General features: G+C 60.0%; 16 protein-coding genes. 13 read left to right on the top strand and 3 right to left on the bottom strand.

The genetic code is table 11. The features are described from left to right. Positions 1 to 110: 110 nt before the first annotated feature. The 11 genes from hfq to BVU99_RS11175 all read left to right on the top strand — a co-directional run bounded on the left by hfq (position 111) and on the right by BVU99_RS11175 (position 11,982). Complete coding sequence (gene hfq / locus BVU99_RS11225; protein WP_004933678.1) at positions 111 to 419, top strand: RNA chaperone Hfq; 309 nt, start codon at positions 111 to 113, stop codon at positions 417 to 419. A 98-nt stretch (positions 420 to 517) separates the two neighbouring features. After that, positions 518 to 1,798, top strand: a complete 1,281-nt coding sequence (gene hflX / locus BVU99_RS11220; RefSeq protein ID WP_099817064.1) for a ribosome rescue GTPase HflX — start codon at positions 518 to 520, stop codon at positions 1,796 to 1,798. A 68-nt stretch (positions 1,799 to 1,866) separates the two neighbouring features. Then, positions 1,867 to 3,117 carry an FtsH protease activity modulator HflK gene (gene hflK, locus BVU99_RS11215; RefSeq protein WP_025305021.1) on the top strand — a complete coding sequence of 417 codons (1,251 nt, stop codon included), beginning with the start codon at positions 1,867 to 1,869 and terminating at the stop codon, positions 3,115 to 3,117. Between the two features lie 3 nt (positions 3,118 to 3,120). Continuing rightward, positions 3,121 to 4,125 (top strand): protease modulator HflC, encoded by a 1,005-nt coding sequence (gene hflC / locus BVU99_RS11210; protein WP_004933669.1) that lies wholly within the window; start codon positions 3,121 to 3,123, stop codon positions 4,123 to 4,125. A 63-nt stretch (positions 4,126 to 4,188) separates the two neighbouring features. Then, positions 4,189 to 4,389, top strand: coding sequence for a DUF2065 domain-containing protein (locus tag BVU99_RS11205; RefSeq protein WP_004933666.1), 201 nt, complete (start codon positions 4,189 to 4,191; stop codon positions 4,387 to 4,389). Between the two features lie 98 nt (positions 4,390 to 4,487). After that, positions 4,488 to 5,786, top strand: coding sequence for an adenylosuccinate synthase (locus BVU99_RS11200; protein ID WP_025305022.1), 1,299 nt, complete (start codon positions 4,488 to 4,490; stop codon positions 5,784 to 5,786). A gap of 233 nt (positions 5,787 to 6,019) precedes the next feature. Next, entirely contained in the window at positions 6,020 to 6,445 is a 426-nt protein-coding gene (gene nsrR, locus BVU99_RS11195; protein ID WP_025305023.1) for a nitric oxide-sensing transcriptional repressor NsrR, read from the top strand. 59 nt (positions 6,446 to 6,504) lie between these two features. Beyond that, entirely contained in the window at positions 6,505 to 8,979 is a 2,475-nt protein-coding gene (gene rnr, locus BVU99_RS11190; protein WP_049205727.1) for a ribonuclease R, read from the top strand. A gap of 61 nt (positions 8,980 to 9,040) precedes the next feature. After that, positions 9,041 to 9,772, top strand: a complete 732-nt coding sequence (rlmB, locus tag BVU99_RS11185) for a 23S rRNA (guanosine(2251)-2'-O)-methyltransferase RlmB (protein ID WP_099817063.1) — start codon at positions 9,041 to 9,043, stop codon at positions 9,770 to 9,772. Positions 9,773 to 9,888: 116 nt separating this feature from the next. Then, entirely contained in the window at positions 9,889 to 11,517 is a 1,629-nt protein-coding gene (locus BVU99_RS11180) for an isovaleryl-CoA dehydrogenase (RefSeq protein ID WP_099817062.1), read from the top strand. Between the two features lie 66 nt (positions 11,518 to 11,583). Beyond that, complete coding sequence (locus BVU99_RS11175) at positions 11,584 to 11,982, top strand: DUF350 domain-containing protein (protein ID WP_016929354.1); 399 nt, start codon at positions 11,584 to 11,586, stop codon at positions 11,980 to 11,982. Here the strand turns inward: BVU99_RS11175 and BVU99_RS11170 are convergent. Together BVU99_RS11170 and bsmA are read right to left on the bottom strand one after the other, a co-directional pair. Continuing rightward, positions 11,942 to 12,253, bottom strand: a complete 312-nt coding sequence (locus BVU99_RS11170) for a DUF1471 domain-containing protein (protein WP_099817078.1) — start codon at positions 12,251 to 12,253, stop codon at positions 11,942 to 11,944. The two genes, BVU99_RS11175 and BVU99_RS11170, sit on opposite strands and share 41 nt — an antisense overlap. Before the next feature lie 123 nt (positions 12,254 to 12,376). After that, positions 12,377 to 12,685: a biofilm peroxide resistance protein BsmA gene (bsmA, locus tag BVU99_RS11165; protein WP_025305028.1), complete on the bottom strand. Its 309-nt coding sequence runs from the start codon at positions 12,683 to 12,685 to the stop codon at positions 12,377 to 12,379. Positions 12,686 to 12,812: 127 nt separating this feature from the next. On the opposite strand from bsmA, the gene yjfP reads away from it, so the two are divergent. Together yjfP and BVU99_RS11155 are read left to right on the top strand one after the other, a co-directional pair. Continuing rightward, positions 12,813 to 13,565, top strand: coding sequence for an esterase (gene yjfP / locus BVU99_RS11160; protein WP_025305029.1), 753 nt, complete (start codon positions 12,813 to 12,815; stop codon positions 13,563 to 13,565). 123 nt (positions 13,566 to 13,688) lie between these two features. Then, on the top strand, positions 13,689 to 14,063 hold the full coding sequence (locus BVU99_RS11155) for a hypothetical protein (RefSeq protein WP_099817061.1): 375 nt from the start codon (positions 13,689 to 13,691) through the stop codon (positions 14,061 to 14,063). A gap of 99 nt (positions 14,064 to 14,162) precedes the next feature. On the opposite strand, the gene BVU99_RS11150 is transcribed toward BVU99_RS11155, so the two are convergent. Then, positions 14,163 to 14,429, bottom strand: a complete 267-nt coding sequence (locus tag BVU99_RS11150; RefSeq protein WP_043139300.1) for a DUF1471 domain-containing protein — start codon at positions 14,427 to 14,429, stop codon at positions 14,163 to 14,165. Between the last annotated feature and the right edge of the window lie 452 nt (positions 14,430 to 14,881).

Here is a 14,881-nt window from a genome sequence, read left to right as displayed (position 1 = left end):
GGTGATTGTGTACAATTGCTGAGTATTCAGCGCGCAAATTTTTTACGTCGTTTATTTTAGAGCCGACAGGTTCTTAGTTACAAACAACAAGCAAATAAGGAAAAGATAGAATGGCTAAGGGGCAATCTTTGCAAGATCCGTTCCTGAACGCATTGCGTCGTGAACGTGTTCCGGTTTCTATTTATTTGGTGAATGGTATTAAGCTGCAAGGCCAGATTGAGTCTTTTGACCAGTTTGTCATCCTGTTGAAGAACACGGTTAGCCAGATGGTGTACAAGCACGCTATCTCTACCGTTGTCCCGTCACGCCCGGTCTCGCATCACAGCAACAATCCGAGCGGCGGTTCAAGCAACTATCACCATGGTAACAATCCGTCTGCGCAGCAACAGCCGCAGCAGGAAAGCGATGACGCTGAATAAAGCGCGTTGCAAGTCAACCATGACGGGGAGCATAAGCAGCCGCGGGCTGTTTATGTCCCCCAAACTCACGGTGAGTGTCCGTTTGAGAGGTTGCACGCTTGTTTGACCGTTATGAAGCCGGTGAGCAGGCCGTACTGGTTCATATCTATTTCTCGCAAGACAAAGATACGGAAGACCTCAACGAGTTCGAATCGTTGGTTTCCTCAGCCGGTGTCGAAGCTTTGCAAGTGGTGACTGGTAGCCGCAAAGCCCCGCATCCGAAGTACTTTGTCGGCGAAGGAAAGGCCGAAGAAATTGCAGATGCGGTGAAAGCCAGCGGCGCGTCTGTTGTCCTGTTTGATCATTCCCTTTCCCCGGCGCAGGAAAGAAACCTCGAGCGCCTGTGCGAATGCCGGGTGATCGATCGCACCGGGCTGATTTTAGACATCTTCGCCCAGCGTGCCCGCACCCATGAAGGTAAGCTGCAGGTGGAGCTGGCGCAGTTGCGTCACATCGCCACGCGTCTGGTACGCGGTTGGACGCACCTGGAGCGGCAAAAAGGGGGGATTGGCCTGCGCGGGCCGGGGGAAACCCAGCTTGAGACCGACCGTCGCCTGTTGCGCGATCGCATCAGCTTGATTCTGCGCCGCCTCGAGCGGGTAGAAAAGCAGCGTGAACAAGGCCGACGCGCGCGGACCCGTGCCGATGTGCCGACCGTATCGCTGGTGGGCTACACCAACGCCGGCAAATCCACCCTGTTTAACCGAATAACGTCTGCCGAGGTGTATGCGGCGGACCAGCTATTTGCCACCCTGGATCCTACGTTGCGGCGCATTGACGTGCCGGACGTGGGGGATACCGTGTTGGCGGATACCGTAGGCTTTATCCGGCACCTGCCGCACGATCTGGTGGCCGCCTTCAAGGCGACGCTGCAGGAAACGCGCCAGGCGTCTTTGCTACTGCACGTCATCGATGCCGCAGATCCGCGCGTCGATGAGAACATCGAAGCGGTGAACACCGTGCTGGCGGAGATAGACTCGGATGAAATTCCTACACTGTTAGTGATGAACAAAATAGATATGCTGGACGATTTTGTGCCGCGTATCGACCGCAACGACGAAAACCTGCCGATCCGGGTGTGGCTGTCCGCCGCCAGCGGAGAGGGTATTCCGTTGCTGTATCAGGCGTTGACGGAGCGCTTATCGGGGGAGATCGCGCATTACGAATTGCGCTTACCGCCACGGGCAGGCCGTCTTCGCAGCCGTTTTTACCAGCTTCAGGCGATTGAAAAAGAGTGGAACGAAGAGGACGGCAGCATTGGCGTGGTGGTGCGAATGCCGATCGTCGAATGGCGTCGTCTCTGCAAGCAAGAACAGGACCTGATTGGCTTTATCGTATGATCATATCCTGTTACATTTATGCTTCGCGAAAGCCTGAAGTACCCAATCACAGAATATGGAGCTAAAACATGGCGTGGAATCAGCCCGGTAATAACGGACAGGACCGCGACCCGTGGGGGAGCAGCAATAATAATGGCGGCAACTCTGGCGGTAACAACAAAGGCGGTCGTGATCAAGGGCCACCTGATTTGGACGATATCTTCCGCAAACTAAGCAAGAAATTGAGCGGTTTCGGCGGGGGCAAAGGCTCCAACAGCAATAGCGGCGGCACCGGCACCTCTGGTCCGGGCTTCAGCGGCCGCATTATCGGTATCGCGGCGGTTGCCGTGGTGGTGATCTGGGCCGCCAGCGGCTTCTACACCATCAAGGAAGCCGAACGCGGCGTTGTGACGCGTTTCGGTAAGTTCAGCCACCTGGTGCAGCCGGGCCTGAACTGGAAGCCGACCTTCATCGATGACGTGCGTCCGGTGAACGTGGAGTCCGTGCGCGAGCTGGCGGCGTCCGGCGTGATGCTGACCTCCGATGAAAACGTGGTGCGCGTGGAAATGAACGTGCAGTACCGCGTGACCAACCCGGAAGCGTACCTGTTCAGCGTCGTCAATGCCGACGACAGCCTGAGCCAGGCGACCGACAGCGCCCTGCGCGGCGTGATCGGCAAATACTCGATGGACCGCATCCTGACCGAAGGCCGTACCGTGGTGCGTAACGATACGCAGCGCATGTTGGAAGAGACTATTCGTCCTTACAACATGGGTATCACGTTGCTGGACGTCAACTTCCAGGCGGCGCGTCCACCGGAAGAGGTGAAGGCGTCGTTCGACGATGCGATCGCTGCGCGTGAGAACGAGCAGCAATACATCCGTGAAGCGGAAGCTTACGCCAACGAAGTTCAGCCGCGTGCGAACGGCCAGGCGCAGCGTCTGCTGGAAGACTCCAAGGCTTATAAAGACCGTACCGTCCTGGAAGCTCAGGGTGAGGTGGCGCGCTTTGCCAAGCTGTTGCCGGAATACAAGTCCGCACCGCAGATTACTCGCGAGCGTCTGTATATCGAAACCATGGAAAAAGTGCTGGGCCATACCCGTAAGGTGTTGGTGAGCGACAAAGGCAACAACCTGATGGTGCTGCCGCTGGATCAGATGCTGCGCGGTCAAGGCGCGGCAACGGAGAGCGGCAACAAGGATACCAGCCTGATTCGCCTCAATCCGAATCCTGCGCCGGCTGCCAACAGCAGCGCTCCGCGTACCAGCGGCGGTTCGATTATGGATCAGCGCCGGGCGAATGCGCAGCGTGACGACACCACTCGCGTAGGGAGAGAGTAATCAATGCGTAAGTCTTTTGTAGTTATTGTCCTCGCGGTGCTGGTGGTGCTGTACGCTTCGCTGTTCGTGGTGCAGGAAGGCCAGCGCGGCATCGTGCTGCGCTTCGGCAAGGTTCTGCGCGACGGCGAAAACAAGCCGCTGGTGTATGCGCCGGGTCTGCACCTCAAGATCCCGTTCATTGAGACCGTGAAGAACCTGGATGCGCGTATTCAGACCATGGACAACCAGGCCGATCGCTTCGTGACCAGCGAGAAGAAAGACCTGATCGTCGATTCCTATCTGAAGTGGCGCATCAGCGACTTCAGCCGCTACTATCTGGCGACCGGCGGCGGCGACGTCTCCCAGGCCGAAGTGCTGCTGAAACGCAAGTTCAGCGACCGTCTGCGTTCCGAAATCGGCCGCCTGGACGTGAAAGACATCGTGACCGACTCGCGCGGCAAGCTGATGTCTGACGTGCGTGACGCGCTGAACACCGGCACCGTGGGTGACGGCGAAGAAGTGGCGACCACCGAAGCCGATGACGCTATCGCCTCTGCGGCGGCGCGCGTTGAACGGGAAACCACCGGCAAACAGCCGCAGGTTAACCCGAACAGCATGGCGGCGTTGGGCATCGAGGTGATCGACGTACGTATCAAGCAGATCAACCTGCCGGCCGAAGTGTCCGACGCCATCTACCAGCGTATGCGCGCCGAGCGTGAAGCGGTAGCCCGTCGTCTGCGCTCGCAGGGCCAGGAAGAAGCTGAGAAACTGCGCGCAAGCGCGGACTACGAAGTGACCCGTACCTTGGCGGAAGCCGAGCGTCAGGCGCGTATCACCCGCGGTGAAGGCGATGCCGAAGCGGCTAAACTGTTCGCCAACGCGTTCAGCCAGGATCCGGACTTCTATGCCTTTATCCGCAGCCTGCGTGCCTATGAAGCCAGCTTCAAGGACAACCAGGACGTACTGGTACTGAGCCCGGACAGCGATTTCTTCCGCTACATGAAGTCGCCTGATACCCTGCGCAAATAAGCGCGGCAGGCAATCTGACCGAGGGCCCGTTTACGCGGGCCCTTTCTCGTTTTTGGGGGATGCATGAACTCAACGATTTGGCTGGCGCTCGGGCTGGTCCTGGTGCTGGAAGGGTTAGGGCCGATGCTGTTTCCGCAGGCCTGGCGCAAAATGATTGTGGCGATGTCGCAGCTGCCGGACGCGACGCTGCGGCGATTTGGTGGTGGAATAGTGGTTGCGGGCTGCGTGATCTACTACATGTTGAGCGGCCGCACGGGTCTTTAAAGTCTAGCCCAAAATTTATGCAATCGTATGCTAAAAGTGCTGAAAATCGAAAATTACGGTGGTAGAATCCATTTTTAAGCAATCGGTGATTTTGAAAAATGGGTAAGAACGTCGTCGTACTGGGCACCCAATGGGGTGACGAAGGTAAAGGCAAGGTTGTAGACCTGCTGACTGAACGGGCTCAATATGTTGTGCGCTACCAAGGTGGCCATAACGCTGGCCACACTCTGGTAATCAACGGTGAAAAAACCGTCCTTCATTTAATTCCTTCAGGTATTCTGCGTGAAAACGTCACCAGCATCATCGGCAACGGTGTTGTTCTGGCGCCGGACGCGTTGATGAAAGAAATGGGTGAACTCGAAGCGCGTGGCATCCCGGTACGCGAACGTCTGTTACTCTCTGAAGCTTGCCCGCTGATCCTGCCTTACCACGTTGCGTTGGACAACGCGCGTGAGAAAGCGCGCGGCGCGAAAGCGATCGGCACCACCGGTCGCGGCATTGGCCCGGCTTACGAAGATAAAGTGGCTCGTCGCGGCCTGCGCGTCAGCGACCTGTTCAATAAAGAAACCTTCGCCGTTAAGCTGAAAGAGATCGTCGATTACCACAACTTCCAGCTGGTCAACTACTACAAAGTTGAAGCCGTCGATTATCAGGCGACGCTGGACTACGTACTGTCTATCGCCGACATCCTGACCGCCATGGTGGTTGACGTTTCCGAACTGCTGGACGGCGCACGCAAGCGTGGCGACCTGATCATGTTCGAAGGCGCTCAGGGCACCCTGCTGGATATCGACCACGGTACTTATCCGTACGTGACCTCTTCCAACACCACCGCCGGCGGCGTGGCTACCGGTTCCGGCATTGGCCCGCGTTATGTGGACTACGTGCTGGGCATCGTGAAAGCCTACTCCACTCGCGTGGGTGCAGGCCCGTTCCCAACCGAACTGTTCGATGAAACCGGTGAGTACCTGTGCAAGCAGGGTAACGAGTTCGGCGCCACCACCGGCCGTCGTCGTCGTACCGGCTGGTTGGACGCGGTAGCGGTGCGTCGCGCGGTGCAGATCAACTCCCTGTCCGGCTTCTGCCTGACCAAACTGGACGTCCTGGACGGCCTGAAAGAAGTGAAGATCTGCGTGGGCTACCGCATGCCGGACGGCCGCGAAGTGGACACCACTCCGCTGGCGGCTGAAGGTTGGGAAGGCATCGAGCCTATCTACGAAATCATGCCGGGCTGGAGCGAAACGACCTTTGGCGTGAAAGAGCACAGCAAGCTGCCTCAGGCTGCGCTGAACTACATCAAGCGCATCGAAGAAGTGACCGGCGTACCGGTAGACATCATCTCTACTGGCCCGGACCGCAGCGAAACCATGATCCTGCGCGACCCGTTCGACGCATAATCAGGCTTTGCGGCATTAAACAAACCGGGCGCGTCCCGGTTTGTTTTTATCCTGACTCCCTCCGATTGCGGTTTCACGTCAAAAAATCCTTTCATAAACTCGCCTTAGGGCGCGGGATCCGCTAAATAATTAGCGACGAACTCTCCGGCTGGTTTATTATCCAATGAGTAATCTTTTGAATAGCGCCGAAAAGCGGCGTATCAGACGGGTAAAGTGATACCCAGAGGTAAGATGTGCAGTTAACAAGTTTTACTGATTATGGCCTGCGGGCGTTGATCTACATGGCCTCGTTGCCGCAGGACAAGATGACCAACATCTCGGAAGTGACCGAGGTTTATGGCGTGTCCCGCAACCATATGGTGAAGATCATCAATCAGTTGAGCCGGGTAGGTTTTGTCACGGCGGTGCGCGGCAAGCATGGCGGCATTCGTTTGGGCAAACCGGCCGAGAGCATTCGCCTCGGTGACGTCGTGCGGGCGCTGGAGCCGCTTGCGCTGGTTAACTGCAGCAGTGATTTTTGCCACATCACCCCTGCCTGCCGATTGAAGCAGGTGCTCCAACAGGGCGTACAGAATTTCCTTGAAGAGCTGGATAAGCATACGTTGGCCGACATGGTCGAAGACAATCCGCCGCTCTACAAGCTATTGCTTGTCGAATAAAACGACGTTGAGAAGACAAGGCTCAACGTCATCCTGCTGATGACAACGGAGGAACCGCAATGTCACAAGATCCATTCCTGGAACGAGAAGCAGAAAAATACGAATCCCCTATCCCCAGCCGTGAATATATCCTGGCCCATTTGGCGAAACGAGAAACGCCGGCCAGTCGCGAAGAACTGGGCAATGAATTGGGTCTCAGCGGTGAAGAGCAGCTGGAAGCGCTGCGTCGCCGCCTGCGCGCCATGGAGCGCGATGGCCAGTTAGTGTTTACCCGCCGCCAGTGCTATGCGCTGCCGGAGCGTTTGGATCTGCTGCGCGGCACGGTGATCGGCCACCGCGACGGCTACGGCTTCCTGCGCGTTGAAGGCAGCAAAGACGATCTGTACCTGTCTGCCGAACAGATGAAAATGGCGATCCACGGTGATGTGGTGCTGGCGCAGGCGCTGGGTGCGGACCGTAAAGGGCGCCGCGAAGCGCGCATCGTGCGCGTGCTGGTGCCGAAAACCAGCCAGATTGTCGGCCGCTTCTTCATGGACGCCGGTACCGGCTTCGTGGTGCCGGACGACAGCCGTCTGAGCTTCGATATTCTGATCCCAGCCGACAGCGTCAGCGGCGCGCGCATGGGCTTTATGGTGGTGGTGGAGCTGACTCAGCGCCCGACCCGCCGTACTAAGGCGGTCGGCAAGATCGTCGAGATCCTCGGCGATAAAATGGGCACCAGCATGGCGGTGGACATCGCGCTGCGCACCCATGAGATCCCGCATACCTGGCCGCCGCAGGTGGAAAAGCAGGTGGCCGATCTCAGCGAGCAGGTGCCGGAAGCGGCCAAGAAGGGCCGCGTCGATCTGCGCAAACTGCCGTTGGTCACCATCGACGGTGAAGATGCGCGCGACTTCGACGACGCCGTGTACTGCGAGAAAAAACGCGGCGGTGGCTGGCGCCTGTGGGTCGCGATCGCCGACGTCAGCTACTATGTGCGTCCACGCACCGCGCTGGATGACGAAGCGCGCAGCCGCGGCAACTCGGTCTACTTCCCGTCGCAGGTGATCCCGATGCTGCCGGAAGTGCTGTCCAACGGACTGTGCTCTCTGAACCCACAGGTCGATCGCCTGTGCATGGTGTGCGAGATGACCATCTCCGCCCAGGGGCGCCTGTCCACGGCCAAGTTCTACGAGGCGGTGATGAGCTCGCACGCCCGCCTGACCTACAACAAGGTGTGGCACATTCTGCAGGGCGATCAGGAGCTGCGCGAGCACTACCATCCGCTGGTCAAGCACCTGGAAGAGCTGCACGCCATGTACAAGGTGCTGGATAAGGCGCGCGCCGAGCGCGGCGGCATCGCGTTTGAAACCGAAGAAGCCAAGTTCATCTTCAACGCCGAACGCCGCATCGAGCGCGTGGAGCCGACGGTGCGCAACGACGCCCACAAGCTGATTGAAGAGTGCATGATCATGGCCAACGTGGCGGCCGCGCGCTTCGTCGAGAAACGCAACGAGCCAGCGCTGTACCGCGTGCACGATCGTCCGAGCGACGACCACATCTCCGCGCTGCGCAGCGTGCTGAGCGAGCTGGGGCTGACGCTGGGCGGCGGCAACAAGCCGCAGCCGAAGGACTATGCGGTGCTGATGGATGAAGTGTCCGAGCGCCCTGACCACGAAATGCTGCAAACCATGCTGCTGCGTTCGATGAAGCAGGCGATTTACGATCCGGAAAACCGCGGCCACTTTGGCCTGGCGCTGGCGTCTTATGGCCACTTCACCTCGCCGATCCGCCGTTATCCGGATCTGGCGCTGCACCGTGCGATCAAATACCAGCTGGCCAAAGAACACGGCGAGCCGAAAGAGCGCTGGACGCCGACCGGCGGCTGGCACAGCGAATTCGAAGAGATGCTGCAGCTGGGCGAGCACTGTTCGATGACCGAGCGCCGTGCGGATGAAGCGACGCGCAACGTCGCCGACTGGCTGAAGTGCGACTTCATGCAGGATCACGTCGGTGAAGTGTTCAGCGGCATCATCTCCAGCGTGACCGGCTTCGGCTTCTTCGTGCGCCTGAACGATCTGTTTATCGACGGGCTGGTGCACGTATCAACGCTGGATAATGATTACTATCGCTACGATAATATCGGCCAGCGCCTGATCGGCGAATCTTCCGGCACGGTCTATCGCCTGGGGGATACGGTGGAGATCCGCGTGGATGCGGTGCATATGGACGAGCGCAAGATCGACTTCGCGCTGGTATCCAGCACCCGCAAAGCGCGCGGTGAAGGCAAAACCGAGCGCGATCGCGCCAAGAAGGGCGGCCAGCGCACGCTGCGCGACAGCGGCAACGCGGGGCGCGGCAAGCGCCGCGGCGGCAAACCGCCGGCTAACTTCGAACCGGACAGCGCCTTCCGCAAGCAGGATGACGCCAAGCCCGCGGACAACGTGAAGAAGGCGAAGAAGAAAGCCAAGAAAGCGTCCGACAAAACGCGGAAAATCGCGGCGGCGACCAAAGCCAAACGCGCAGCCAAGAAGAAAGGTGCCGAGCAGGCTTAACCTGCCGCACATCGTTACCATCGGCCGGTTATCGCCGGCCGCACGAATTTAAAAGAGCATCATGAGCGAAATTATTTACGGCATCCACGCCGTCAAAGCCCTGTTAGAGCGCGACCCGCAACGCTTCCTGGAAGTGTTTATCCTGAAAGGCCGCGAAGATCGCCGCCTGCAACCGCTGATCGCCGAGCTGGAAGCGACCGGCATCGTTATTCAGGTGGCGAACCGCCAATGGCTGGATGACAAGGTTGAAGGCGCGGTGCACCAGGGGATCATCGCCCGGGTGCGCGAAGGGCGTCAGTATCAGGAGAACGATCTGCCGAGCCTGCTGGAAAGCGTGGCGACCCCGTTCCTGCTGGTGCTGGACGGCGTGACCGACCCGCATAACCTCGGTGCCTGCCTGCGCAGCGCCGACGCTGCCGGCGTGCACGCGGTGATCGTGCCACGCGACCGTTCAGCCCAACTGAACGCCACCGCCAAGAAAGTGGCCTGCGGCGCCGCCGAAAACGTGCCGTTGATCCGCGTGACCAACCTGGCGCGCACGCTGCGTCTGCTGCAAGAGATGAATGTCTGGGTGGTGGGCACCGCCGGCGAAGCCGACCATACGCTGTATCAGAGCAAAATGACCGGCCCGATGGCGCTGGTGATGGGCGCGGAAGGCGAAGGCATGCGTCGCCTGACCCGTGAACACTGCGACGAGCTGATCAGCATCCCGATGGCCGGCACCGTCTCTTCGCTGAACGTGTCGGTTGCCACCGGCATCTGCCTGTTCGAAGCGGTGCGTCAGCGCGGCTGATTCTCCTGACGGGGGCCCTGTGCCCCCGTTAATTCCCCCTCTTGTGATCCCGCCTTCGGCAGAAATCTCTGCGCCGACCATACTTACCCCTGACGCTTTTTTCAGGGAGCACTCTCATGGTCTGGACTACGCACACCGTTTTTAACCAACCCAAGCCGCTGGGCAACAGCAACCTGTTTCTCTCCGATACGCCGCTGCGCGAAGCGTTGCAGCGCGAGCAGGGCGGCTGGGACGCCGAGGTGTTGGCCTCGCTGGGCCAGCAGCTCGGCACTCAGGAGTCGCTGGAATTGGGTCGGCTGGCTAACGCCAACCCGCCGGAATTGTTGCGCTACGACGCCACCGGTCAGCGGCTGGACGACGTTCGCTTTCACCCCGCCTGGCATATCCTGATGCAGGGGCTGATCGCCAACCGGGTGCACAACCTGCCCTGGCAGGAGGATGCGCGCATCGGTTCCTTCGTGGCACGCGCCGCGCGCTTTATGCTGCATGCGCAGGTCGAGGCAGGCACGCTGTGCCCGGTGACCATGACCTTCGGCGCCACGCCGCTGTTGCTGCAGGCGTTGCCGGCCGAGTTTCGCTCCTGGCTGACGCCGCTGCTGTCGGATCGTTATGACGCTCACCTGTTGCCGGGCGGGCAAAAGCGTGGCCTGCTGATCGGCATGGGCATGACGGAGAAGCAGGGCGGCTCCGACGTTTTGAGCAATACCACCACCGCCGCGCCGCTCGGCGCGCGCGGGCCAGGGGAAGCCTACCGGCTGGTGGGGCACAAGTGGTTCTTCTCGGTGCCGCAGAGCGATGCGCACCTGGTGCTGGCGCAGGCCGAAGGCGGGTTGTCCTGTTTCTTCCTGCCGCGCATTTTGCCGGACGCTAGCCGCAACGCCATTCGCCTGGAGCGGTTGAAAGACAAGCTGGGCAACCGCTCCAACGCCAGCAGCGAAGTGGAGTTTCAGGACGCCACCGCCTGGCTGTTGGGGGATGAGGGTGACGGCGTGCGGCATATCCTGAAGATGGGCGGCCTGACCCGTTTCGACTGCTCGCTCGGCAGCCACGGCCTGATGCGCCGCGGGCTGTCGGTGGCGCTGTATCATGCGCTGCAGCGGCAGGCGTTCGGCAAGCTCTTGATCGAACAGCCGCTGATGCGCCAGGTTCTGGCGCGCATGGCGCTGCGGCTGGAAGGGCATACCGCGTTGCTGTTCCGGCTGGCCCGCGCCTGGGAAAGCCGCAGCAATGAAGGTGAGCTGATCTACAGCCGTCTGCTGACCCCGGCGGCCAAATACAGCATCTGTCGCCAGGGCATGCCGTTCATCGCCGAGGCGATGGAGGTGCTGGGCGGTATCGGCTACTGCGAAGAGAGCGAGCTACCGCGCCTGTACCGTGAAATGCCGGTGAACAGCATCTGGGAGGGCTCTGGCAACATCATGTGTCTGGACGTGTTGCGCAGCCTGCACAAACTGCCGGGCGCGCTCGAGATGTTGCAGTTCGAGCTGCAGCCGGTGCGCGGCCAGAATCGGTTGTTCGATCGCGCCTGGCGGCAGTGGCAGCAGCGTGCCCGGCAACCGCGTGAAGAGATGGGGCGGCTGCTGACCCAGCAGCTGTTCGACCTGTGCTGCGCCGCGCAGCTGCTGCAGCACGCCAGCCCGCAGATCGCCGACGCCTGGTGTCATCTGACGCTGGATCACCGTGGCGAGAGCCTGCTGTCGGCCGAGGTGTGCGAACTGCTGCTGAGTCGCGCCATCGGCGGTTAGGGAAAAGGGTGGCGCCCGGCGGCGAAAACCTTTTTAATTCAGCCTCACTCTGACAGGAAAATGCACATGGATATTCTCAGCGCGTTGGCGGCGTTTGCCTCTTACTTCTTCAGCGGCTTCGCCATGATTTTGGTGTTTCTGTTCGTCTATACCCGTATCACCCCGCACGATGAATGGGCGCTGATCAAGGCCGATAATCAATCCGCCGCCTTTGCTTTCATCGGCGCCTGCCTGGGGTATGTGATCCCGTTGGCCAGCGCGGCGATCAACTCGATCAGCCTGCTGGATTACCTGCTGTGGGGCGTGGTGGCGCTGGTGGTGCAACTCTTGCTGTTCGCGGCCGTGAAGATCTACATGCCGCGTATCAGCGAAAAGATCGAAGCGAATCACCTGGCCGCCGGGATTTTCCTGGGGGGCGTCTCCGTTAGCGGCGGCGTGTTGAATGCGGCTTGCATGAGCTATTAAGGTATAAGATGGCGGAGGCGCGCCAGCCAAGCGGGTGCGCCTGTTCTTCCATCCGCAGGATGCGGTAATAGCTGGCGCCGTGTTGGTCGGCGGTGCGGGCAATAGCCAGTTCCGCTTCCTGCGGCGAACCGGGCAGATCGTTGAAAGTGATCTCGGCGATTTCACTGAGCGGCGTCACACGATCGGCGGGCGCCAGCTCGGCGGACTGTGCGCCGGTGCTGAGCAATCCCATGGAAAGCAAGAGGGAGGTGAGTGCGGTGGAGCGTTTCATGGCGTTCCCCTTCGTCAGATCCTGAATCGACACCCGCAACATGCGGCATGCTGTCCCTCAGTGTGCAACACCCTTCTTCAGCCAGTGCAAAGCCAGTGTAAATCTGCTTAAAAAAACCCCGCCTTAACGATACAGGATCGCCTGGGAATACCATTGGCCCGGCACGACGGTTTCGCTGTTCATGATGATCACGTAATAACGGGCGCCGGCGGCGGTGGCCTTGCGTTGGATCTCCGCTTCCACGTCCATCGGACTGCCGCGCACCACGGCGGTGATGGTGCCCATTTTCGCCAGTGCGGCGGTCTGCGCGCGGACGATCTCCTGCGCCTGTGCGGTGGGGGGCGGTGGCGGTTTCGGCGTGGTGGTCATGATGCCGCAGGCGGAAAGCTGTGCGGCCAGCGTCAGGGCGATGAGTGTGCGGACTAGCGTCATGGTGACCTCGAAAGAGCCGGTGCGATGGCTTCAGTGTAACGCAATATAAGCTGTAACAGATTGAGCTAACGCTGCTTCGCGCAAGTTTGTCATGATTAAGGCCAACAGGTGGAGTGAGGATGAACGGATGATCGAAATTCATGACGAGCGAGTGGGCGATATCGCGGTGATCCATGCGGTGCCGGCGGGGCAGTATCATCGGCCGCTGCCGACGGTGTTCTTCTGCCATGGTTATACCTCGTCGAAAGAGGTGTACGCCTACTTCGCCTATGCGCTGGCGCGTGCCGGTTTTCGGGCGGTGTTGCCGGATGCCGATCGGCACGGCGAGCGATTCGACGGCGATGAGGCGCAGCGCCTGGCGTCATTCTGGGAGATCCTGCGCAGCAATATCGACGAACTGCCGCAGATCAAGGCGCATTTCGAGCGGCTTGGCCTGATCGTCGACGGCCGCATTGGCGTCGCCGGCGCCTCAATGGGCGGCATGACCGCGCTGGGCGCCTTCGCGCGCTTTCCGTGGATCCGGGCGGCCGCCAGCCTGATGGGCTCAGGCTATTACCGTGCGCTGGCGCAAACGCTGTATCCGCCGTTGGGCGAAGAGGGCGAGGCACTCTCGCCGGCGGCGTTTGCGGCGCGCACCGCCGTGTTGGCGGAGTATGAGCTGGAAGGGCGTTTGGAGACGATCGCCGGGCGGCCGCTGCTGCTGTGGCACGGCGAGACGGACGACGTGGTGCCGGCGGCGGACAGCCTGCGTTTGGCGGCTGAACTGCGGCAGCAAGGCGCAGATGGCCGCTTGACGTCGCTCGTCGAGCCGGGCGTGAAGCACCGCATCACGCCGCTGGCGCTGTCCGCTACCACCGATTTCTTCCTCCGCGAGCTGTAATACGCATCCGGGCGCGATGCGTGGAATTGCGCCGCTCTCTGCGGGCTGTTTCGGTCATTGTTTGACGCATGGCGGAGGAGAATGTCAGCGTGAATTCTTTCAGGGCAGCAAGGAGCGGAGAGCATGATAAAGGGTATCAGCAATACGGCCGAGACAGCGCGCGGGCTGGTGGGAACGATGAAAGTGCGCGCCGATCTTAACTCAGCGGCCTTCAGCGAGATGTTGGGGGCAGCCGACGGCAAGGTGCGGCAAAACAAGGTGGATCCGCTGTCGCGCATCACCGTGCAGACGGTGCAAAACCTGACGGCGCTGTTTGCCTTCGCGCCGAAAGCGGCGGCCACTCACACCGCGGCGGCCGGTACGCTCTCCTTCGAGCAGCGGGTGACGCTGACGCAAAGCGCCGAGCTGCTGCAAACGCGGACAAACTATCTGCGGATGGCGCTGCAATTGCACAATCCGGGCAAAGCGTTCAGCGCGCCGGCGTTGCTCAAGCTGTGACAGGTGAGAAAGTGGAGCGCCCGACAAGCGGCGCTCCGGCGAGGATTGAGCGGGCTTTCTGATGAAGCCCTGGGGATTTCCCTGGCGTGGCGCGTCTTTTTAGCGGTACAGCTCGGCGCTGACGTGCATCGTGCTGTTGTCGCCCGGTTCGTGCAGGGCGATGATGCGATAAGAGGTCGCGCCGCGTTGATCGGCGATTTTACTGACCTGGCTGCTGGCGTCATCCGGCGAAACCACGTTCTGGTTCAGGGTGACGAAGCCAACGCTCTGGCGTTGATCGGCCTGGTGCGAGCTAATCTCCGTCGCGGCCATCACGTTGGCGGAGAACAGGGCGGCCAGCGCCGTCGCGAGAATAATGCGTTTCATAGTGCCTCTCTTAACCCTTTGCCGTTACGGCCTGACAGCGAGTGTCGCTGCGGCAAAAAGTCATTTATCTGCATTGAATAACCTGAAATCTTTTTCGTCGCGCTGTCTGCGGCGGATATGGTTAATTTTAGTCCGTTACTGCGGATTAAAAAGTGGGGTGTTTTGATGACCTCTTTCAAAAAAAATGAAATAGATTTGTGACTCAGCGCTGATTTCATTGAAAGATTTTTGAAACCCATGGATCGGCGTACATAGGTTCACCCACGAGCAAATCGTGCTATTTCCCATAGCGCCTCGCATTAACGCGAATAAAACCCACGCAGTCCTTGAGTTTCCCGCCCTGCGTCAGTATGATTACGCGTCATTTTTCAGCCGCACACTAAACACGTTCCTTGCTTCCATGGGCCGCGGTTGACCCTGACAGGAGGCTGAATAATCCGTAAGGAGCAATT

This window comes from Serratia sp. OLAL2 (assembly GCF_002752475.1).
In the GTDB taxonomy this organism is placed as follows: Bacteria; Pseudomonadota; Gammaproteobacteria; order Enterobacterales; family Enterobacteriaceae; genus Serratia; species Serratia bockelmannii.
The sequence above is the reverse complement of the archived record's forward strand: the minus strand, read 5'-3'. Positions and strand labels throughout refer to the sequence as shown.